This is a genomic window from Winogradskyella sp. A2 (assembly GCF_046762865.1).
In the GTDB taxonomy this organism is placed as follows: Bacteria; Bacteroidota; Bacteroidia; order Flavobacteriales; family Flavobacteriaceae; genus Winogradskyella.
On record NZ_JBKQXM010000003.1, the window covers coordinates 521,618 to 542,258 of the forward strand.

Annotated in this window: 25 protein-coding genes, 1 tRNA gene and 1 pseudogene; 14 read left to right on the top strand and 13 right to left on the bottom strand. The window is 33.0% G+C overall.

Going from position 1 to position 20,641, the window contains the following annotated elements:
- The 3 genes and pseudogenes from ACFWV9_RS08295 to ACFWV9_RS08305 all read right to left on the bottom strand — a co-directional run.
- Positions 1-261 (bottom strand): annotated as a pseudogene (locus ACFWV9_RS08295) (hypothetical protein); the annotation flags it as partial.
- Positions 262-471: 210 nt separating this feature from the next.
- Positions 472-1,557: an acyltransferase family protein gene (locus tag ACFWV9_RS08300; RefSeq protein WP_186844089.1), complete on the bottom strand. Its 1,086-nt coding sequence runs from the start codon at positions 1,555-1,557 to the stop codon at positions 472-474.
- Positions 1,558-1,569: 12 nt separating this feature from the next.
- On the bottom strand, positions 1,570-2,163 hold the full coding sequence (locus ACFWV9_RS08305) for an ankyrin repeat domain-containing protein (RefSeq protein ID WP_186844090.1): 594 nt from the start codon (positions 2,161-2,163) through the stop codon (positions 1,570-1,572).
- A 238-nt stretch (positions 2,164-2,401) separates the two neighbouring features.
- Here ACFWV9_RS08305 and ACFWV9_RS08310 point away from each other — a divergent pair, with 238 nt between their 5' ends.
- Entirely contained in the window at positions 2,402-4,522 is a 2,121-nt protein-coding gene (locus tag ACFWV9_RS08310) for a helix-turn-helix domain-containing protein (protein WP_186844091.1), read from the top strand.
- A 189-nt stretch (positions 4,523-4,711) separates the two neighbouring features.
- Here ACFWV9_RS08310 and ACFWV9_RS08315 read toward each other — a convergent pair whose 3' ends face one another.
- Entirely contained in the window at positions 4,712-4,861 is a 150-nt protein-coding gene (locus ACFWV9_RS08315) for a hypothetical protein (RefSeq protein WP_186844092.1), read from the bottom strand.
- A 21-nt stretch (positions 4,862-4,882) separates the two neighbouring features.
- A complete protein-coding gene (locus ACFWV9_RS08320) occupies positions 4,883-5,863 on the bottom strand; it encodes a hypothetical protein (protein ID WP_186844093.1) in 981 nt (326 codons plus the stop codon).
- A 300-nt stretch (positions 5,864-6,163) separates the two neighbouring features.
- Between ACFWV9_RS08320 and ACFWV9_RS08325 the strand changes: the two genes are divergently transcribed.
- Together ACFWV9_RS08325 and ACFWV9_RS08330 are read left to right on the top strand one after the other, a co-directional pair.
- A complete protein-coding gene (locus tag ACFWV9_RS08325) occupies positions 6,164-6,505 on the top strand; it encodes a hypothetical protein (protein ID WP_411894751.1) in 342 nt (113 codons plus the stop codon).
- A gap of 22 nt (positions 6,506-6,527) precedes the next feature.
- Positions 6,528-7,732, top strand: a protein-coding gene (locus ACFWV9_RS08330; RefSeq protein ID WP_186844097.1) for an IS3 family transposase whose coding sequence is annotated in 2 segments (ribosomal slippage) — positions 6,528-6,810 and positions 6,810-7,732 — 1,206 coding nt in all. Because the reading frame shifts where the segments join, the coding sequence is not laid out codon by codon here.
- 71 nt (positions 7,733-7,803) lie between these two features.
- Here ACFWV9_RS08330 and ACFWV9_RS08335 read toward each other — a convergent pair.
- The 5 genes from ACFWV9_RS08335 to ACFWV9_RS08355 all read right to left on the bottom strand — a co-directional run bounded on the left by ACFWV9_RS08335 (position 7,804) and on the right by ACFWV9_RS08355 (position 11,289).
- Complete coding sequence (locus ACFWV9_RS08335) at positions 7,804-8,955, bottom strand: glycosyl transferase family 2 (protein ID WP_246457474.1); 1,152 nt, start codon at positions 8,953-8,955, stop codon at positions 7,804-7,806.
- Positions 8,955-9,227 (bottom strand): hypothetical protein, encoded by a 273-nt coding sequence (locus tag ACFWV9_RS08340; RefSeq protein WP_186844098.1) that lies wholly within the window; start codon positions 9,225-9,227, stop codon positions 8,955-8,957. The genes ACFWV9_RS08335 and ACFWV9_RS08340 overlap by 1 nt, the downstream gene beginning before the upstream one ends.
- The gene (locus tag ACFWV9_RS08345; RefSeq protein ID WP_186844099.1) at positions 9,227-9,712 is read right to left on the bottom strand and encodes a hypothetical protein; all 486 of its coding nucleotides are present in this window, start codon (positions 9,710-9,712) and stop codon (positions 9,227-9,229) included. Before ACFWV9_RS08345 ends, ACFWV9_RS08340 begins: the two co-directional genes overlap by 1 nt.
- Positions 9,713-9,715: 3 nt before the next feature.
- Positions 9,716-10,957, bottom strand: coding sequence for a replication/maintenance protein RepL (locus ACFWV9_RS08350; protein WP_186844100.1), 1,242 nt, complete (start codon positions 10,955-10,957; stop codon positions 9,716-9,718).
- Positions 10,958-11,040: 83 nt separating this feature from the next.
- The gene (locus ACFWV9_RS08355) at positions 11,041-11,289 is read right to left on the bottom strand and encodes a hypothetical protein (RefSeq protein ID WP_042270027.1); all 249 of its coding nucleotides are present in this window, start codon (positions 11,287-11,289) and stop codon (positions 11,041-11,043) included.
- 183 nt (positions 11,290-11,472) lie between these two features.
- Here ACFWV9_RS08355 and ACFWV9_RS08360 point away from each other — a divergent pair, with 183 nt between their 5' ends.
- The 4 genes from ACFWV9_RS08360 to ACFWV9_RS08375 all read left to right on the top strand — a co-directional run bounded on the left by ACFWV9_RS08360 (position 11,473) and on the right by ACFWV9_RS08375 (position 14,350).
- Positions 11,473-12,168, top strand: coding sequence for a hypothetical protein (locus tag ACFWV9_RS08360; protein WP_186844101.1), 696 nt, complete (start codon positions 11,473-11,475; stop codon positions 12,166-12,168).
- Positions 12,165-12,443 (top strand): hypothetical protein, encoded by a 279-nt coding sequence (locus tag ACFWV9_RS08365; protein WP_186844102.1) that lies wholly within the window; start codon positions 12,165-12,167, stop codon positions 12,441-12,443. Before ACFWV9_RS08360 ends, ACFWV9_RS08365 begins: the two co-directional genes overlap by 4 nt.
- 124 nt (positions 12,444-12,567) lie before the next feature.
- Positions 12,568-12,741 carry a hypothetical protein gene (locus tag ACFWV9_RS08370; protein ID WP_179022108.1) on the top strand — a complete coding sequence of 58 codons (174 nt, stop codon included), beginning with the start codon at positions 12,568-12,570 and terminating at the stop codon, positions 12,739-12,741.
- 4 nt (positions 12,742-12,745) lie between these two features.
- Positions 12,746-14,350 (top strand): recombinase family protein, encoded by a 1,605-nt coding sequence (locus ACFWV9_RS08375; protein ID WP_411894752.1) that lies wholly within the window; start codon positions 12,746-12,748, stop codon positions 14,348-14,350.
- Here ACFWV9_RS08375 and ACFWV9_RS08380 read toward each other — a convergent pair.
- Positions 14,316-14,389, bottom strand: a tRNA-Arg gene (locus ACFWV9_RS08380). The two genes, ACFWV9_RS08375 and ACFWV9_RS08380, sit on opposite strands and share 35 nt — an antisense overlap.
- An 86-nt stretch (positions 14,390-14,475) precedes the next feature.
- Here ACFWV9_RS08380 and ACFWV9_RS08385 point away from each other — a divergent pair.
- The 7 genes from ACFWV9_RS08385 (at position 14,476) to ACFWV9_RS08415 (ending at position 18,921) form a co-directional block, all read left to right on the top strand.
- Positions 14,476-15,111, top strand: coding sequence for a Crp/Fnr family transcriptional regulator (locus ACFWV9_RS08385; protein ID WP_411894753.1), 636 nt, complete (start codon positions 14,476-14,478; stop codon positions 15,109-15,111).
- Positions 15,112-15,169: 58 nt separating this feature from the next.
- Positions 15,170-15,727, top strand: a complete 558-nt coding sequence (locus ACFWV9_RS08390) for a YeeE/YedE family protein (RefSeq protein ID WP_411894754.1) — start codon at positions 15,170-15,172, stop codon at positions 15,725-15,727.
- A gap of 1 nt (position 15,728) precedes the next feature.
- Positions 15,729-16,145: a DUF6691 family protein gene (locus tag ACFWV9_RS08395; RefSeq protein ID WP_411894755.1), complete on the top strand. Its 417-nt coding sequence runs from the start codon at positions 15,729-15,731 to the stop codon at positions 16,143-16,145.
- Positions 16,146-16,949 (top strand): sulfite exporter TauE/SafE family protein, encoded by an 804-nt coding sequence (locus ACFWV9_RS08400; RefSeq protein WP_411894756.1) that lies wholly within the window; start codon positions 16,146-16,148, stop codon positions 16,947-16,949. It begins immediately after the preceding gene.
- Positions 16,950-17,020: 71 nt separating this feature from the next.
- The gene (locus tag ACFWV9_RS08405; RefSeq protein ID WP_411894757.1) at positions 17,021-18,427 is read left to right on the top strand and encodes an MBL fold metallo-hydrolase; all 1,407 of its coding nucleotides are present in this window, start codon (positions 17,021-17,023) and stop codon (positions 18,425-18,427) included.
- Positions 18,428-18,437: 10 nt separating this feature from the next.
- Positions 18,438-18,647 carry a DUF2892 domain-containing protein gene (locus ACFWV9_RS08410; RefSeq protein ID WP_411894758.1) on the top strand — a complete coding sequence of 70 codons (210 nt, stop codon included), beginning with the start codon at positions 18,438-18,440 and terminating at the stop codon, positions 18,645-18,647.
- A 1-nt stretch (position 18,648) separates the two neighbouring features.
- Entirely contained in the window at positions 18,649-18,921 is a 273-nt protein-coding gene (locus tag ACFWV9_RS08415) for a heavy-metal-associated domain-containing protein (RefSeq protein WP_411894759.1), read from the top strand.
- A 22-nt stretch (positions 18,922-18,943) separates the two neighbouring features.
- Here the strand turns inward: ACFWV9_RS08415 and ACFWV9_RS08420 are convergent, their stop codons facing one another.
- Positions 18,944-19,219: an ATP-dependent Clp protease adaptor ClpS gene (locus ACFWV9_RS08420; RefSeq protein WP_411894760.1), complete on the bottom strand. Its 276-nt coding sequence runs from the start codon at positions 19,217-19,219 to the stop codon at positions 18,944-18,946.
- A gap of 144 nt (positions 19,220-19,363) precedes the next feature.
- Complete coding sequence (locus ACFWV9_RS08425) at positions 19,364-20,404, bottom strand: M57 family metalloprotease (RefSeq protein ID WP_411894761.1); 1,041 nt, start codon at positions 20,402-20,404, stop codon at positions 19,364-19,366.
- Positions 20,405-20,641: the final 237 nt, after the last annotated feature.

Below are 20,641 nucleotides of genomic sequence, written 5' to 3' on the forward strand. Positions count from 1 at the left end.
ACCATAAGCCTCACGATTTTGTGCGATCGTAGTCATTCTCGTTAAAACCATGTTTTCAAAATAAATGTCTTTTCCATAAGTGTCTGAAGAAGTGCCCATTTCCCTAAATTTAACGTTTGGCATCAAAAAATTCTCGTAATAATCTGCAAGGGTTGGTTGATCTGCTAATGAAACGGAGTTTTCCTTACAAGATATTAGCAATAAGATTAGCACTGGATATAGGCTTTTTATTAATTGAAATACTATTTTTAAATAACTCATAATAAGACTTTTAAAATAATGATAACACAATGTAAAGCTTATGTCTCTATCTCAAAAGGAAAAGTACATGAGCGTAAATAAATCTAATTGTACGTTAGAAAATTTCATAATTGTTCGTTTTTTGATTGATGATTGATTGATGAATTATATTTTATTGTTTTGATGTACTGATAACTATTATTAAGTGAAAAGATAAGTTTGAGTTAGATTCTAAATCCTTTTTAATTCTTTCTGTACGACGCTTTTAAATTTCCATTTCAAACCAAATAAAGGTCTCAAGATTGTAATTCTTTTTAAGATGAATTCATAAATGAGAAAACAGACTATAAACGTAAATAGGGTAATTCCTACAAACTCTAGCATAGGATGAAGATCTAATGGCAGAATGAGTAATGCACCTGCATATAAGACAAACATGTGAATAATATAAACTGGATAAACAGCTGCACTCAAATAGCTTAGTAAGGCACTTGGTTTATTAAAGTAACTATATCCTATTCCAAATAAACCCAATATCCAAGAATTTGATTCTATGCTGGTGATATACATATTTGATATAGACTCAAATCTAGTGAAACGAATAGCAAATAAGACAGACGCTATGACTATATATAACCATTTCCATTTAGAAACGGTTTGCCAGAATGCGCTACCACTGTATACGAAAAGAAAACCAAAAAAGAACGCAAGAAAACCCATAAAGAATCCATGCCATGTTTCAGCGTACAGTTCAAATAACTGTGGTTGAACAACACCAATTTCTAACATAAAAAATGCTGATATAGATAACGGTCCTAAAGCATAGGTCATGACTTTTGAAATGGTCATTCCAAATTTTCCATTTTCGTTTTTCTTCAGATAGAAAAAAAGAGGTAACAACACAATCACATAGACCACAATATTTCCTAAAAACCATAGGTGTCCCATATGTGGAAAATAGCTCAGTGGCATATTATAGTAGTTCTGAAAAACTAAAAAGTGTAATGGAGTGATTACCAAAATTCCAAACACAAAGGGCAATAGAATTCGTTTACCTCGCTCTATAAACAATTGCTTCCAATTTCTTTTTTTCATTGCGAAATATAAACCCATTCCAGATACAAAAAATAGCAAAGGTATTCTCCAAACATTGAGCATCGTCATAGGTTCCCAAAGTCCTACCAAAGCGTCTTCGCTTCTTATAAAACCTATAAACATGGCCCAAGGTTGAAAAATAATAGCTATGTGGTAAATCAATAATAAGCCTATAGCAATTACTCTTAACCAATCAATATCGTATCTTCTTTCTGTGGTCATCGTATTGTATGTTTATTGAAGCATCATTGCTACAACAGGACGTGCTTTTTGTAATTCATTAAGATCTAATTCAAACCCCATTGGTTTTAATTGTTGAATTAGCATTTCATAGATAGGTTTCATTTGAGCAAAATCTGCCATTACAGTTTCTCTTGCTGTAGCTCCATAATTATTGCGAGCTGATTTATCTGCTTTTGCATCAATAAGTAATTGTACAATTTCAATACGTCCAAAGAATGCTGCTGTATGTAAAGCTGTGCCACCATCATTATTTTCAATAGACAAATCTGCCTTGGCGTTGATCAATACTTTTGCAATTTCTGGTTTATTAAAAGTGGCTGCGGTCATTAATGGTGTAGAACCAGACATAGCCTCTTTTTGATTAATGTCCGTCCCAGCTTCAATATGCTGCTTAACTGCATCTAAGTTTCCAGTGAGTACAGCTCCGTGAATATCTATACTTGGTTTGGTTGCAATTTTTGTAGTTTTAGCAATATTATCTGAGTTTGATTTTTTGTCAGATTGCGCACATGAACTTGTTAATAAAAGCGTTAAGAATAACATCTGAATGGTCGTTTTTATTGAATTAATCGTAAGTTTTTTCATAATTTTAAATTGTAACGATTTATAACTTGATTTTTGTTCCTACAAAGATGCGAAACCACCCTAATCAACTGATAATGTGTATGAAGCCTAATGTATAAAGTTTGATGAGAGGTAGAAAATTATGACGCAGAAGTATAAATTATGACGCAAGCAACTGTTTTTTTGCTAAAGAATTTCAAACTTAAAACCATAGAATGGTTCAATATAAATTTCTAAATTTGTACTAGTATAAAACAACATGTCTAAAATCTCATATCAAGGAAAATTTATAGAACAGGCTGAGGCTCTTATTTTAGAGAATATCTCTAATGAGCAATTTGGGGTTTCAGAATTGGCTGAACTCATGAATATGAGTAGATCAAATTTGTTGCGGAAAATTAAGAAGCAAACACAAGGTAGTGCTAGTCAATTTATTCGTGAAGTCAGACTCCAAAAAGGGATGACACTTTTAGAAGAAACGGAACTTACTATTTCTGAAATTTCTTATCAGGTGGGCTTTAGTAATAATTCCTATTTCACTAAATGTTTTAAGGACTATTATGGGTATTCGCCAGGCGAAGCCCGAAAAAAAATAGATGAGCAAATAGAATTTGAACAAGATGGAGTAAAGGTAGAAGAAGATAACCAAAACAAAGACACTATTAAAGTTGCTGAAAAAGGGTTTTTCCAACAGTACCGAATTCAAATACTATTTGGAATTTTCTTGGTTTTAGTGATAGCAGCATTCTCGTTTTATCCAAAAAAAGAAGTATCGAACGGTGATGAAGAGAATGCTAACTCTAAGAAATCTATTGCAGTATTGCCGTTTAAGAATATGAGTAGCGATTCTGATAACCTGTATTTTGTTAATGGACTTATGGAGTCGACATTAAATAATCTACAAAAAATAGAAGATATTCGAGTTATAAGCAGAACCTCTGTAGAAAAATATAGAGATACAGATAAGACCATCTTAGAAATAGCACAGGAACTTAATGTCAATTACTTGATTGAAGGAAGTGGGCAACGTGCTGGTGATCAAGTTTTATTGAATATTCAATTGATTGATGCTTCAATGGATACTCCGATATGGGCAGAACAGTACAACCATAAAACGGCAGACATTTTTTCCATACAAAACGAAGTTGCAAAAAAAATTGCAGAAGCCATCGAAGTAACTGTAACACCAGCAGAACTAAAACAAATAGATAAAAAACCAACAGAAAACGTATTAGCATATGACTATTATTTAAAAGGACTTGAAGCCCTACAAACAAAGACAGAGGAGGGTTTGCAAGCCGCCATAAGTTCATTTGAAAAAGCGATAGAAAACGACTCGAAATTTGCACTCGCTTATGCTCAGGTTGCAATTTGCTACTATTATTTAGATGTAAATAAAATTGAAAAGAAATATTTAGACAAATTAAATGAATACGCAGACAATTCCTTGTTATATGATTCAACTTCAGAATTATCTTTGATTGCAAAAGCGCTGTATTATATAAACGCAAACGAATTTAGGTTAGCGATACCTTACTTGGAAAAAGCACTAGATTATAATCCAAATGCTTCTTCTGTAGTGCTAATTTTATCTGATATCTATGCTAGAGTTGTTCCAGATACAAAAAAGTATCTCACTTATGCATTAAAAGGAATTAAATTAAATATTGAAGCTAACGATAGTGTATCTAAAAGTTTTATCTATCTAAACCTGAGTAATGCATTAGTCCAAAATGGGTTTGCTAAAGAGGCTTCAAAATACATTGAAGAATCTCTGAAGTATAATCCTAAAAATCAATATAGTACCTACTTAAAAAATTTTATAGATTATGCGAATAATAAAGATTTAGAATCCTTAAGAAAAAAAATGCTCATAGAGTGGCGTAAAGATACTACTCGCGCTGATATCACTCAAGAATTAGCCAAAACATATTATTTTCAGGAAGATTACGAAAAATCATTGGTTTATTACGAGAAATATATTAGTATACTTACTACTGATAAAATTGACTTGTATCCAGCAGAGAACATAAAAATAGCCTACACCTATAAAAAATTGGGTCTTCCTAATAAAGCAGAAAAATATATTCAGAAATATAAAGATTATTTGGAAGAAGATGAGTCAATTTACAGAGAGGCAAGTTTAGCTATGCTGTATCTTTATGAAAATATACCAGATAAAGCTATAGAAGCCTACGATAAATTTAGTTCACAAGATGGTTTCCAATATTGGGTGCTTTTATTTATGAAGGAAGACCCTCTATTGAACCAGTTGCAGAATCATCCAAGATACGACGAAACTATTGAGAAAATAGAAGTGCAATTTTGGGAAAAACATAAAATACTTAAAGAAACTTTAAAAAAGGAAAAACTATTATAGATCGTTGGAATTTAATTATCCATACTATTCAAAATATTGGTTGAGGTTGAGTAATAGTTAAATTTTAGCGCAATCAACTCAATTTCATATAACTTAAGAGTAAATAAAAATGGGACAGAGTTCGAACTTTTTAAATCAGGATATAACCCTAATCATCATTAATAAATTTAAGCACCAGTGTAAACTACCTTAACTATCGGTTTCTAAAGACTTGATGGTTTTGTTGAATTTATCAATATCTTTAAAAAATTGACCTCCTATTTCCATAGCCAATCTATAATAGGGTAATATTATATTAGGAAAGCTCTTCTTCTTGTATGGATTTTCTTCGGCTTCCATTTGATCCTTTTTAAAATCACCCTATTTAAGAAGTAAAATTGTTGCTCGACGCAAAGTTTTAGGATCTTGTTTCTCTCTTATCATATCTACAAGGTTAAAGAAGTCCTTATCGTTTTTTACAATGTTCTCTTTGCTTTCATAACGTTTTAGCTGGTCGTCTATTTCTATTTCCTCGATACGAGCCATATTCATTTGGATATTACGTCCTGACCAGAATTTGTATTCTTCATCATACCAAATACCAGAGTCGTGAAGTTTACCATAAAGGCTTACAGAATCTTTTATTCTAAATCCCTTGAGTCCTTCATCTAAACCAATAATTGTTGCCTTACATGGGTTAGGGAAATAAGCGTCTACAATCTTGTCTTCATTATACCCATTCCACAAATCCCAATAGCACTTTTTAAAAGCATCAAATAATAGTATTACTGCTTCTACTTTGGGATAAAAGAATGATGGAATATCAAAAGACATTTTATTCATCCCATCTACTAACATAGGTTCTGTATCGTGCATAACGTATTCATTCTCTTCTATAGAATAAGCTGAATGAAAAAATGAATTTCTGATTTCCTTAAAATGAACAGTCTCGTAAAAGTTAATTAAACTTTGCTTCTCGGTATCTGCAAACAATTCCATTAAGAAATCTTGCTTTTCCCCTATACCTAATAGTCTTTCGTATTTACGAGTTTTCCAAAAAAGATAAGAAGATCCTTTATACCCAAGCGTGATACGACAAAGGCTACCTATCATATTATAGAAATCACTGTTTTCAAAAAATGTTGAATATAGCTGCAAACCCATTCTCGCTTTTTCCTTGCCTTCTAGTTCTCTGTATAACTTCGTATAAAAAGGGATAGCATCAAAAAATTCTAGTAAATTGGAATTAAGGTTTTGTGAACTTATACCCTTATAGTTTATAAGCGTGAGTACGACATCGAACTCACTGGTTTCAATAGCTTGTTCAAATAATTGTTCAATTTCTTTTACTGCGTGTAACATAATGGATTGCAAATCTTAATGTCATAAGATAACAAGGAATACTATAATAATCTTAATTTTTATGCTTAGTCAGACGCCTATCATAATGAATTTCTTTTAACTTAGTAAGCTTAAAATCATTAAAATTAACCAATTATAGATTTCGATTTAACAGACATACACTCATCATACTCCAGCTTAATACCTAAAAAAGTTGAGGGCATAACGATTTATCTTTTACACAAAAAAGTTATTGAAAAGCAAATCGATAAACATTTTAGTTATAAAGAAATAGAGAGATGTATAAAAGAAGCATCTGAGTTGGACTTAAAGGCTACACCTCATACGGATGCAATTGTAAATGGTTTACTAAAATACTATTTAGAACATCCCAGAGAGGAACGTTTTAAATACGCATTGACTGATTTTGCGCAAAAGTTTATAAAACTCATAGATAACAGGCTTTATAGTCCTTATGCTAAATTCCCCTTACGTGATACATTCAAAAAGCTTGCAGATTTCGAAGCTATTGAAATTATTACTATAGATGATTTTAATAGGTGGTACGAATTTAATTTTGAAGGAAACAGTGGCACCGTAATCCTTGACCATTTAGAATCACTTAAAGACTATGTAAACAGTGGAATTACTACATTAGACTAGACATTAAGTTGAGAGAATTTGTTTGCTAGTTATTATTTTAGCAATTATGAGAAGTAAAGCAAAACATTACACATTAGAATTTAAGCAAAAAGCTGTAGAACTAAGTTATGCCAAAGACAATGTAAGGCAAGTATGTGAAGACTTAGACATTATTCCATCCGTGCTTTATCGATGGCGAAAAGAGTTAAAAGACTACGGTAAAAACAGTTTTCCAGGTCGAGGTAAGCCCAAAATGACTGATGAAGAAAAGGAGATAGACCGTTTACGAAAAGCTTTAAAAGAAGCTGAATTAGAGCGTGATATTTTAAAAAAGGCGATTGGCATCTTCTCCGTGAGCGACAAGAAAAATATAGGTTTATAAAACAACACCTTATGAGGTTTCCTGTTGAGGCGATGTGCAAAGTATTAAAAGTAAGTAAAAGCGGTTATTATTTCTGGTTACGATCGGGGCCAAGTAAGTTGTGGATAGAAAACCAAAAGATAAGCTCTCTTATTAAAACCATATTTGATGTTAGTTTTCAAAGCTATGGTGCTCCAAGGATAAAATCAGAGTTGGAAGCATTAGGGTATAAGGTATCTAAACCTAGAGTAGCCCGTATTATGCGAGCTAATTATTTATTTGCTAAAAGAAAGCGGAGGTTTAAAACAACCACGGAGAGTAGCCACAATTATCCAATAGCTCCTAATTTACTCAACCAATGCTTTGATGTTAAGCAGAAAAACCAAGTTTGGGTAAGTGATATCACTTATATTCAGACCAAACAAGGCTGGTTATACCTCACTGTAATTATTGATTTATTTAACAGAAAAGTGGTTGGATGGTCTTTAAGTGAAGACCTCACTGCAGACAACACTATTGTAAGAGCTTGGAATATGGCTATAAAGAACACAACTTTGCTGGAACCTCTGATTTTTCATTCTGATAGAGGTATACAATATGCTAGTCAAAAATTCACCTCTATCATTAAAAACTATGATGGCCTAGTTAAGCAATCTATGAGTCGTAAAGGAAACTGTTGGGATAACGCGGTGGCAGAATCCTTTTTTAAATCCTTAAAAGTAGAATGGGTATATAGGCACAATTATAAACGAAAATCTGAAGCTGAATTATCTATCTTTCAGTGGATAGAAACATGGTACAATAATAAACGAAGACATTCCTTTTTAGGGAACAAAACTATCAAAGAATTTGAATTAGATATGTATAATCATGAACTAGCAGCTTAGTCATTCAACTAATTGTCCAGTTTTTTGTTGCAAGTCCAAACTTTCATTTTAAGTTCAGGGATATTGATTGATTAAATATATAAGGAAGTTATTTTATCAATAGATGTCTTTGTAAAGCTGTTATTATTCCAGATATTCTTTATGAGACTAGAAGAAAAGTTTTTCTCTTTGTTATATTTCACAAGTGTTTCAAGAGCTTCTAACCACTCTGGAGCTTCACTCGCTAAAAATCCATTTTCTCCATTGTTAATCCATTTCTTAACTGGATAGTGAGATGATGCAATTACAGGAATCCCAAACGTTGAAAGCTCCATAAAAAGCTGATGGTTTTGATGCCTATTAAAAAGACATTCTAAAGCAGGTAGTAAAACTCCATCGAGTTGTAAGCTGTTCAACTTTTCAAAATAATCTAAGAATGAAACGGTAGGATGTATTTCTACTTTATAATCTTTAAAAAGTTTTTCTACTTCCCATACAGAATAGGGCTTCCCGAAGTAAATAAACTCAATTTGATCTCCAAAAGTTTTTCTCATTTTAAAAAGAACTTCCTTAAGAGATAGCAAGTCTTCTTCGGTTGGTTTTATCAAACCTATACGCAGTTTCTTAGATGCGTTTTTAGATAATGGTGGCATTTCTTCATAGCCATATCTCGAAACTAAACTGGGAAGGTATTGCACAAATGTATTTGCATTTTCTAAGCGGTTGTCAATGAATCGCTGCAAGAACTTTTGAAAAGTTTCATTTGCAACAGTCACGATATCCATGAGACCCAAATTATTTTCAAGACTCTTTAGCTTTTCTGTTTTCAGCTTTCGCGAAAGCGGAATTGAAACAGGTATTGCAAAATAATTTCTGTCTAAATCCATTACCAATTGAACCGAGGGATTAAGCGTTTTAATGGCCTGCATCAAATAGCTGACATCACTAAACAGTGAAGGGAAAATAATGTAATCTGCCCAGGCAATTAAACGCTCATCCAGCTGATTTACAAAATCAGAGAGCTTCCTCGAGAAGTCATTAGTCTCGATACTGGTAATAATCGCCTTATGCGTATCTGTTTTATTGATTTCTAATGCAGGTGTTATCATCCTGTAATAACCTGTCGCATTGAGTTTGGGACTCACATAAAGCAGATGAATTTTATCATCTGCCTCTATGTTATATCGCTTGTCAAAAATGTTTTTAGGATTGAGCCTTGTTTGTAATTCTTTGATTGTCCTCATTACGTAGTTTCAAGTGATTTCTCAATGCCTTCATAAAACTTGGCGATACGCTGTCCAGTTGTTTTGTCATATATCTCAATGGTACCAGCCAGCGGACCATATTGTTTTATCTTTTTTCTGAAACGTTCCATACCAGTTTCTTTGCTGCGTGTTCTTGACAATTTATGCTTCCAATCTATTGAATACATTGTTCTTACGTTACCGTCTTTAAACCAGACAATCATTTTTGTAAATGAATCTTGTCCTAGTTTCCATCCTTTACTTTGTGCCATTATTTGAAATATTTAATTAGTGAATTAAGTGGGATTTGTTTGATGAACTCTTCATTTTGAAAAGCCCTAACCTGGACTTTATCGTCCTTGAGATGAATCCAAATACGGACGCTTTCTTCATCAATGCGATTCGCTTCTGCAAACTCTTTCAGGTATTGTTTGATGCTGAAGGCTACTTTATTTTGTACGTTATCCAATTGTGCCAATTGCTCTTCCATAAAGAAATATGTGAGCTCTTGTGTAGGTATAGCGCTTACAGGTTTACTTTGGTTATAGAGAAATGAGCGTATGATGTGATCTTTTTGAAAAATCCTGATGTAGAGTCGATCCTTTGGAATTTGAAGTCTGTTGGAAATGTAGTTGGTGCGGTTAGTGATATTTTTAGTTACCATCTTTTCGTAACCAAAAATATCAACCGTCAAATCGGTTAATGCACCTTTGAGTTTTTTGCTCAAAGACGCATCATTTTTTTTAAATGGGTTCATTTTTTAAGTATTAAGTTGTAAATATTTGTGTGCAGAATGATTCAAAACAGAAGCGTGAAAAGTGTTCAACAACTCTGGTTGACCTAATTTGCTGATTCTGGTTTCGCAAGATCTAAATAGCTCAAGTCGAGGTTTTTGTTTTGCAGTTTCTTTTTTCTCATTGTTGAGAAAACGACGAATTTGGGCTTGTAAAATCAGTTTTAACCGAACCTCGTACTCTCTTTTCTTCTGCTTTTGGTACCAGATTCTCGTTCCTGTAAAACCTGATGGATTTTTTGGGTCAAAGTATTTGTCTGGAAGCTGGACGTATCGTTTTGTTGGGTCTTTTGCAAGGTATTTTTGTACAATTCCTAAGCGACTTATATAAACTTCGTGAACGTTTTGTAATTGTTTGTCAGAGACAGGCTCGTACCACAAATGGAGCAGTTTCAGCGCGGTTTCCTCTTGACTTTGAGTAAGATAATGATCCTTGTAGATGGTGTTTCGCGCCAGTTTCCAGAAGGACTTGACATAAAATGATAGGGAAGCGGAACGAGCCTGATCAACGCCTGAAATTTCGGCGCTGGTTTGATCTGTGGCTCGTGATTTCCGCTCTATTTCCCCTGCATCATTATTTTTTTTGGGGTCTATTTTTCCTGTGTATCCTGTAAAAGTGTTACTAGTAGCGTTGCGTGACTCATAACCGTTCGTGAGTGGTGACGAACTCGCTTTAGTCTTCAACTTATCAACGCCTATTATTATATTATTTATGTAACCATTGTTACTAGTATCTGTATGAGGACAAGTTGTCGTTTTAATATTTTTAAAAAACTGATTATCAGTAGTTTTTGATTTTTCAGTTTGAAGCGCTTTTTTAGGCTTATTAACGGCTTTTGCACCACCTATTAACAAGATGTTTGGGTTGATAAAAAGCTCGTATCCAGAGTTGGAACCGTGCCATATCTTTTTAGTGATGATATTAGCTTCTATAAGGCGTTTAAGATGTCGCTGGATGGTTCTTGTGCTTGCTTTGGCACGTTTTGCCAATTGCACGTTATTCGTCTTTAATGGAGGTAAGTTCTGTAAATCTATCGCAGCTATACTGTTTGCCTTCAGTAAGGATATAGAATAAATCTTGATGATCTCTTGAGTGGTTAAGATCATTGCCTGTCTTATATGCGAAGAAAGGTCTTTAGTGCTTGCATTATGCTGGTTAACGTAACCTTCTAAAGCATTAAATGCGGTTGAGTATTGTATGATGGCCATTGTTGAGACAATAGCCAGTAATCAGCTTTTTTGCTGTCTGTACTGGTAATTTGAGTGAAGTGCCCGTTTGAGCATCTTAATTTTTAAGCCTCGTTGAATAGTATCTCTGTTCGTTTCTTAATAGAAGATCGCTTTTCTTCTTTTTCTTCAATAAGATCAAGACACAATTCATAAATAATTTCTACACTACTGGGTCTGATAGATTGTAGTCTAAAAAACTTGGTAATCGTGGGACGTGATAATTGTGTTTTGCTCTTTATGACGTTCACGGGACTATCATAAAGCTTCTCCATCCTGAGAACCACCTTTTTAATATCTTCTGTTAGGTACATTAATTAAATATTTAATAAATTAATTGACAACATATTGTAAATAAAATGCAAATAAAACATCATTTATACTTTATTTGATGCCAAATATACTTAATATTGCATTTCAATTAACATAATAATCTAAAATAATGTTGTTTTAAAAACAATAAAGTAAATAACGTATTGATAAATAGATAGATATAGATGAAAGAAAATCCCCAGTATGACGAGATAGATCTCAAATTTGTAAATGCAGTAGATGAAGTGATTGCTGTGAATTCTGAATTAGGCATTAAACCCAACAATGATAGCTCAATCGGCAAAGAGGTATATCCCACTAATAGAAGTATAGTTTCTGCAGTAAGAAGTAGATCCAAACATATTCCGCATTTAGCTCTCATCAATTTTGCTAAGCGTTTTAATGTGGATATGAATTACTTCTACAATGAAACACCGTTACAATATCAGCCACCAACTATCACAAATATTACTGTAAAGAAGAACGGAATAAGTAGTACAGGAAATAATGCTACTAACATTCACGCGGGTAAGGGAAAGATAAAAGGGATTAATAATGCTGAGGCTGGCTCAAAAAACACCTTAGTAGAAGTTGTCGAAGTCAATACAATGATTAACAACTTTATATCTCAAATAGATGGTGAACGAGTAAAACAGTTCTTGACTATTATATCAAAAATACAAGTGGAGAGCAAATCTTCATCTGAAAAATTAGAACGTATTTTAATTGAGAAATCAGAAGAAATAAAAGAAATGCGTATTTCATTTAAAGAAGAAATGGGAGAGCTAAGAGAAGAGCTTAAAGAAACGCGTGAGAAACTTGATATTTCTCTTAAAAGAGAAGTGGATTTATTGAGAGAGCTATTAAACGAAAGGAAATGAGCTTAATTATAGAAGAGAAGGATTCAAAGTCATTAGATGATTTTAGTCCAGAAGAACTTCGGTTAATTGAAATGACAAGAAATCAAAAGTTTCAATCATTGAGAATCGTAAAACGTGACGGTCGAATAGATATGATTGAAGGAGTTGAACGTATTGAGGACAGAACTAAAATAGTAGATATCCTTAAACAACACGATTATCAGAATATTGAAATTAAGCAAAGCGATGGCAGAATCGTCTTGATTAACAGAACAGTAAAAACAAAGGTTAAGTAAACCAATTAAAGCAACTGAGTATAGTCATCGGAAATACCGAAGCTATACCACGAGATCATAAGGATCACTATTTCAGATTCAACTGTAACCAATAAGTAATGGAGCGATTGATAAGAAAAATAAGATGTCTAACTCAATTGCAGTAGAAGAAAAACCTACTTTTAAGAAATATGATGCTGAATGGCTTCAAAAGTTTGATGGCTTCGAAGATTATTCAGATAAGAAAGCAGAAGAGACAATAAACCAATTAGAAGAATTTGCAAAAGTACTTTGTGAGCATCTTCAAAATAGTAGTTAAGCATATGAAAGACCAAACAATATTTTATCAGTTTGCCAAAAAAGGTAAAGGACAAAAATTACGAACAGATGGTAAAGCTGTTATATACACAAGAGTATCTACCAAAGAACAAGCAGAGAACAACGCCAGTTTAGAAACTCAATTAAAGTACTGTAAGGAGCTTGCAAATAAAAAAGGACTTGAGGTAAGTGAATATTTCGGAGGAACCTATGAGTCAGCTAAAAGTGATGAGCGTAAGGAATTTCAAAAGATGCTTAATTATGTAAAGCGAAGAAGTAACGTAGGCTATATCATTGTCTATTCTTACGATAGATTTTCAAGAACTGGAGCAAATGGTGCTTACATAAGTGATCAGTTAAAAAGACAAGGTATTGTCACAATATCAGCTACCCAAGAGGTCGATACTTCTACAAGTGCAGGATCATTCCAACAAAATCTTTATTATATGTTTTCTCAGTTTGATAATGAATTGAGAAGAGATAAATCTGTGTCTGGAATGCAAGAGAAACTTCGCAAAGGACATTGGACAGGCGCATATCCGTTTGGCTACACAAATGCCAATCCAGGAAAAGGAAAAACTCCCAAATTTGTTATTACTAAAGAAGGAAGGCTATTGAAGCAGGCTTTCTTGTGGAAAGCAAACAGCAATATGTCTCACGTTGAAATCGCAAATAAATTACAGGAGAAAGGGCTTAAAATAAATGATAAGAGATTGAGCGTTTTATTTAGAAATCCATTCTATTGTGGACTTATAGTTAATAGCCTCATACCAGGAGAAGTTATTGAAGGCAATCATCAGCCTATGATTACTAAAGAGTTATTTCTTAAAATTCATAACCTATTGAATACAGGAACTGAGACCAGAAAATACTGCGTAGATGATGAAAACCTGCCTCTAAAAACTTTCCTGAAGTCCACAACTTGTGGAACTCCTTACACAGGGTTTATCGTAAAGAAAAAAGGGCTCTACTATTATAAGAATCGTCGTAAGGGAAGTAAGGAGAATAGAAGTGCTAAGAAACTACATCAAGAGTTTTTAGAGCTTTTAGAGACCTACAAGCTAAAGGATAAGAAGTTTGTAGCACCATTAAAGGAAATGGTTTACGACACTTTTGTAAGTATGAATGAAGAAGCCATTAAAGAGACCAAAGAACTATCAAGTGGTATAGTCGCTATTGAAATGAAGTTAGATCGTTTAGAAGAACGTTATGTTTTTGAAGAAATAAATAAGTCTCAATATGATAGATTCAGAACTAAGTTGGTAGCAGAAGTTAATCAAAAAAAGAAAAATTTATCAAAACATAGCTTCGATAGTTCAAACCTTAAGAAGTCGATAAATATTGCATTGAAGTATGCACTCAATCTACCGCTATTATGGAGTTCAGGAGATATTGAAGTAAAAAGAAAACTTCAATATATGGTCTTTCCAGACGGTTTAGGGTATGACTTCAAAAACAAGAGAGTTCAAACTTTTAGAGTGAACTCTATTTTTGCTCAAATCGCCTGTTTATCAGATAAGTTAGGAGAAAATAAAAACGGGAACTTTCAAAATAATATTGAAAATTCCCGTTTAGTGACCTCGACAGGATTCAAACCTGTAACCTTCTGAGCCGTAATCAGATGCGCTATTCAGTTGCGCCACGAGGCCGTTTTAAAGTGGGTGCAAATATAATACAATTCTTAAAAAACCACCAAACTATTTATTTCAAAATTCTAATTGATTATTTTTGAATTATGGTAGAAAAAGAACTGTTACAACCTTTCCATTATTTATTCGATTCTCAAATCGTAAACAATATCTCTAATAACGCTTTGCTTAAAACATTTAACAAAGGAGAAATCATTATTGATATAGGTCAAAATCTAGAATTTATCCCTTTACTAATTGAAGGTAATATAAAAGTAATGCGAGAAGATGACCAAGGTGATGAGCTCCTTTTATATGTGCTTGAATCTGGTGATACCTGTGCTATGTCTTTAACTTGCTGTATGGCAAAATCTATAAGTAAAATCAGAGCTGTTGCTGACGAAAATGTTCAGGTAATTATGATACCTCTAACTAATATGAGGGAATGGTTTAACACTAATGAAAGCTGGAGAGATTTTATATTGCAGAGCTACCAAATTAGATTTGATGAAATGTTAGAGACAATTGACACATTGGCATTTATGAAAATGGACGAAAGACTATTTAAGTATCTAACAGATCAAGTAAAATTAACCGCAAATACAAATCTAGAAATTACACATCAAGAAATTGCTGAAGATCTTCATACCTCTAGAGTAGTCGTATCAAGACTTTTAAAACAACTCGAAAAAGAAAATAAAATTGAACTCGGAAGAAATAAAATAATCGTTATAGATTTTTAGTAACAATTGTAACACTTAACAAATCAACAGAACATTATTTTAGCAAACTAATTAATATATGAATTACATTTTAGATCCTTGGCCCTGGTATTTATCAGGTCCATGTATTGCCTTAGTCATGTTTTTACTGCTTTATTTTGGACGTACTTTTGGTATGTCATCTAATTTAAGAACCATCTGTGCAATGAGTGGTGCTGGTAAAAGCGTAAAGTTTTTTGACATAGACTGGAAAAGTCAAAAATGGAATTTAATGGTAGTTCTAGGGGCTATTTTTGGTGGTATGATTGCACATCACCTACTTTCAAATCCTATTGATATAAACCTGAGTGAAAACACTATTAAAGATTTGAAAGCATTTGGTTTTAATGATGCAGGTAATAGTTTATTACCTCCAGAATTATTTAGTTGGGATACGGTATTTAGTATAAAAGGCCTATCCATTTTAGTGATTGGTGGATTTCTGGTTGGCTTTGGCACTAGATATGCTGGTGGTTGCACATCTGGCCATGCTATTACAGGCTTGAGTAGTTTACAATTGCCATCTTTAGTAGCCGTAGTAGGCTTTTTTATAGGCGGTTTAATTATGATACATTTTATATATCCAATACTATTTTAATATGGGTAAGTATTTTAAATTTTTCCTTGTTGGTATTTTTTTCGGCATTGTACTTGTAAAATCTGAAGCCGTTTCATGGTATCGCATTTTTGAAATGTTTAAATTTCAATCCTTTCATATGTACGGTATAATTGGTACAGCAGTAATAACTGGTTTGCTACTTATTTCAATATCCAAGAAAAGACAACTTAAAACTACAGAAGGCGTCTACTTAAGGGTACCAAAAAAAGATAAAGGATTCAAACGATATCTAATTGGAGGAAGCATCTTCGGTTTAGGGTGGGCTCTATGTGGTGCATGTCCAGGACCAATGTATATTTTGGTTGGTACCGGAGTTTTCTCGATGCTTATTGTAATAGCTGCTGCACTATTAGGCACATACACTTATGGTGTATTAAAAGATAAACTCCCACACTAAATGGAATTCATAGAAATAGTTGGCTATTTAGGTGCATTAATTGTCGGTTTAGTTTTAGGTCTAATTGGTGGTGGAGGTTCAATTCTTACAGTTCCTATATTAGTTTATTTAATTGGCTTAAATCCAATTTTAGCGACAGCTTATTCATTATTTATAGTTGGAGTTACATCGTGCATTGGTGCTTATCAAAATTTCAAAAAAGGACGAGTTGATACTAAAACTGCTGTAATCTTTTCAATTCCAGCCTTTATTGCCGTTTTTCTTACAAGACGTTTCTTGGTTCCGATGATACCAGAAGTAGTTTTTACAGTCGGAGATTTTAATGTAACCAATAGTATTTTTATTATGGTTTTTTTCTCCATCATTATGCTTCTTGCGAGTATTTCGATGATACGAAATCAAAATACCGTTAGCAATAAAAAAAACAATGAAATTGTACAATATAACTATCCACTAATTGCGTTAGAAGGAATTGGAGTTGGCGTATTGACAGGTATTGTTGGAGCTGGCGGAGGGTTTTTAATTATCCCAGCTTTAGTTATTTTGGCTAAATTACCAATGAAAACTGCTGTTGGTACATCGTTGTTAATAATTGCTATTAAGTCATTAATAGGATTTCTAGGCGATTTAGTAAACTTAGAAATTGATTGGAATTTTCTGTTAATATTTACCTTTCTATCCATATTAGGTATAATTATCGGAGTTTGGTTATCAAGATTTATTAGTGGCAAAAAGCTAAAAAAAGGATTTGGTTATTTTACCTTAATAATGGCAATCTATATCATTTATAAAGAGTTGTTTTAAACCTTTGTGATAAATGTCACTTTACAAAAAATGAAGTTTTGTAACTTTGTATAACTACAAAAAAACTAATTATGAAAATTGAACAATTATATACAGGATGCTTAGCACAAGGTGCATACTATATTGAATCAGATGGTGAAGTAGCTATAATTGATCCTTTACGCGAAACTCAACAGTATGTTGAAAAAGCAAAAAAAAATAATGCCAAGATTAAATATATTTTAGAGACCCATTTTCATGCCGATTTTGTCTCAGGACATGTTGATTTGGCTAAGAAAACAAATGCAACAATAGTTTTTGGCCCTGGTGCAACAACCGATTATGATATCCATGCTGCAAAGGATGATGAAGAGCTGAAATTAGGAAACATTACTATAAAAGTATTACATACTCCTGGGCACACATTAGAGTCTGTAACCTATTTATTAATTGATGAAAACGGAAAGGATCATGCGATTTTTTCTGGAGACACCTTGTTTTTAGGAGATGTTGGCAGACCAGATCTAGCAATTAAGTCGGACTTAACAAAGGAAGATTTAGCTGCTATGCTTTTTGATTCCCTCAGAAATAAAATTATGCCGTTAGCAGATGATGTTATCGTTTATCCTGCGCATGGTGCTGGTTCTGCATGTGGTAAAAATTTAAGCAAAGAAACTGTTGGTATTCTAGGTGAACAAAAGAAAACAAATTACGCCTTACGTGCAGATATGACTAAAGCAGAATTTGTTAAGGAGGTATTAGATGGTATAGCACCACCTCCGCAATACTTTGCCAAAAATGCCATGATGAATAAAATGGGTTACGATACTTTTGACAATATTCTCAAAACTGGCGATACGCCACTTAATCCAGAAGATTTTGAAGCATTGGCAAATCACGAGTCCGCTTTAATTTTAGATGTAAGACGTGAATCTGAATATATAAAAGGACATATTCCTAATTCTATTTTTATTGGATTACATGGACAATTTGCTCCATGGGTTGGAGCATTAATTACAGATTTAAAACAACCAATCTTATTAATTGTACCTGAAGGTAAATCTGCTGAGGCAGTAACCAGATTGTCACGAGTTGGTTATGACAACACCTTAGGTTATTTAGAAGGTGGTATGAAAGCCTGGGAAAATGCTGGCAAAGATGTTGATACCTTAGAATCTATAACGGCTAAAGAATTTGAAGACAGAGCCAAATCTTCAGAAATAAATATTTTAGATGTTAGAAAACCTGGAGAATATCAGTCTATGCATCTCGAAAACGCACAGCATTTTGCTCTGGACTTTATTAATGAACAAATGAGCGAAATTGACAAAAATAATACGTATTATATACATTGTGCCGGTGGCTATAGATCTGTAATTGCGGCCTCAATATTAAAAGCTAGAGGATTTAACAATCTCATTGATATTGCAGGAGGATTTGGTGCTATTAAGAAAACAGATTTGCCTATAACGGATTTTGTTTGTCCTACTACACTTTAAAACAAAAATTATGAAAAAAAACATGAGTAACGCTGATAAGGGCGTACGGACTTTAATCGCTGTAGCAATTGCAGTATTGTACTACTTGGATATTATTCAAGGTACATTGGCATATATTTTAATGGCAATTGCAATTGTCTTCTTAATAACCAGCCTTGTAAATTTTTGTCCACTTTATAAGGTATTTGGCATAAGTACTTGTAAAATAAAAAATGAGTAAAATGGAAACCACCACAATAAAAATCCAAAATTTAAAGTGTCATGGATGTGCTAACACCATCGTAACACAATTATCAAAGTTAAATGATATAAGCGAGGTTACGGTAAATAACGATACAGACGAGGTTAGTTTCAATTATATTTCAGATACTGATAAACTATCTGCAATAAAGAAACTTTCAGATCTAGGTTATCCAATTGAAGGTGAGGCTAATTCACTACCAAAAAAAGCGAAATCATTTGTGAGTTGTGCTATAGGTAGAGTTAACAATTAATAAACTGATAGCAATTAGTGTATTATACTATTTCTGCGCTAAGACCTGCCTCTAAAAGTTTTGAGCATCTTGGCTCTAACTCTTCATAAGGCCCTGTTTTAACGGTACACTTGCCCTTGTAATGCACAATAATAGAACATTGTTCAGCCTGTTCTGGTGTATGTTCACAAGCATATATTAATGTATCTATAACATGATCGAATGTATTTACATCATCATTAAATAACACTATTTCATTTTGCTTTACAACTTCTTCTTTAAGAAGTAATTCCTCAGAATGTTTTTCTTTAGGACTCATTTTTTTTCTTTCTCTAAAGTAAAAATAATGAATGTCCATTACATAACATAAAAAGAGCACTATAAAATAGCGCTCCTTTTGTTAAAAAAGTTGGTTAGTATGAGTACATGACCCTTAATACTATTATGTATTTAATTGATTTTATTAATTACAAGGTCCAATGAATGACCAACCACTGAAAGTACGCTCGTAAAGATTACCAAAATATGTTACCCTATCTCCTACTCCATAACTCACTCCACTTTGCCATTCAGATACACCATCACAAGGCCCAGCCGGTGTTTCAGGATACATAAACTCAAGTGCCGTTATATCATTTCCGTTAAATTCACCATCTTCACTTGTAGAAAAACAGGCCTGCATAACTGAAGTTACATCTCTACCTGTTGGGGTTCCAGGTACATGGACAGCACCATCAGATCCAGTTCCTTCATTTCCTTGAGAAGATGATGGACAACTTAAACGATCAAACCAATCTGAATGACGAAATCCTATAGAATGCCCTATCTCATGAACAATAACATGTTCATTAACATTAGTAGAAAATTGCTCTATACCATATATCTGAACAAACTTGTTTGGTTGACCACTGGTGTTAGGAAAACCTGCGACACCACCTGTTCCACCAGGATTATTAACAGTATTGTCATAAACTACCATGTCAGCAGCTTGATAGTTTGTACCAAAAGTAAGATTGAATTGTAAGCTAATATCTAAGTTATTGTAATTGTCAATAGCCCATTGCAAAGCAGTCTGTGCTTTGCTAGATAAAGCTTGACTACCTCCTGTATAACCAAGAATATCAATTGTTAGATTAGCACCTTCGACTAGGTTAAAAGTTCTATACTGTTTTTGACCTTCATTATGAGCTTGAACTAAGTTGATTAATTGATCATTTGTAAACGCAATGTCACTACCAATAAAAATTCGTTCTTCAATTGTGCCATCTGGCAAATGAAAATCTCCCTTAGAAACAATGCCTGCATCGATATCTAAAGATCTTATAGAGTTTAGCAACTTCTTATCTGTGACTATTGTTCTGTTATCTAATTTGTTAGTATTAATAATAATATCCTCAAATGAATTTGACATATCATCATCAGCAACTTCTTCTTTCTCGCAGCTAGTAAATGTAAGTGCTAAAATGGATATAGCAAAAACGGAATATTTTATTATTTTCTTCATTTTTTTTTGTATTAAATTAATGATTAGTTTTAACTGTTTACGCAAACAAAAGGGTAGTGTATTCTGGGTCAATACGTTACACATATTAACTTGATTTGACTACAATTAAAATAATATTATTTGATATAAAACTAAGAAGAAAATTCGGACTCTATTTACGGGAAAACCGCATATTTTTCAATTTTATTGTTAATAATTCACAATAAAATACATTTTGTTTAATATTTTTGAATAAAT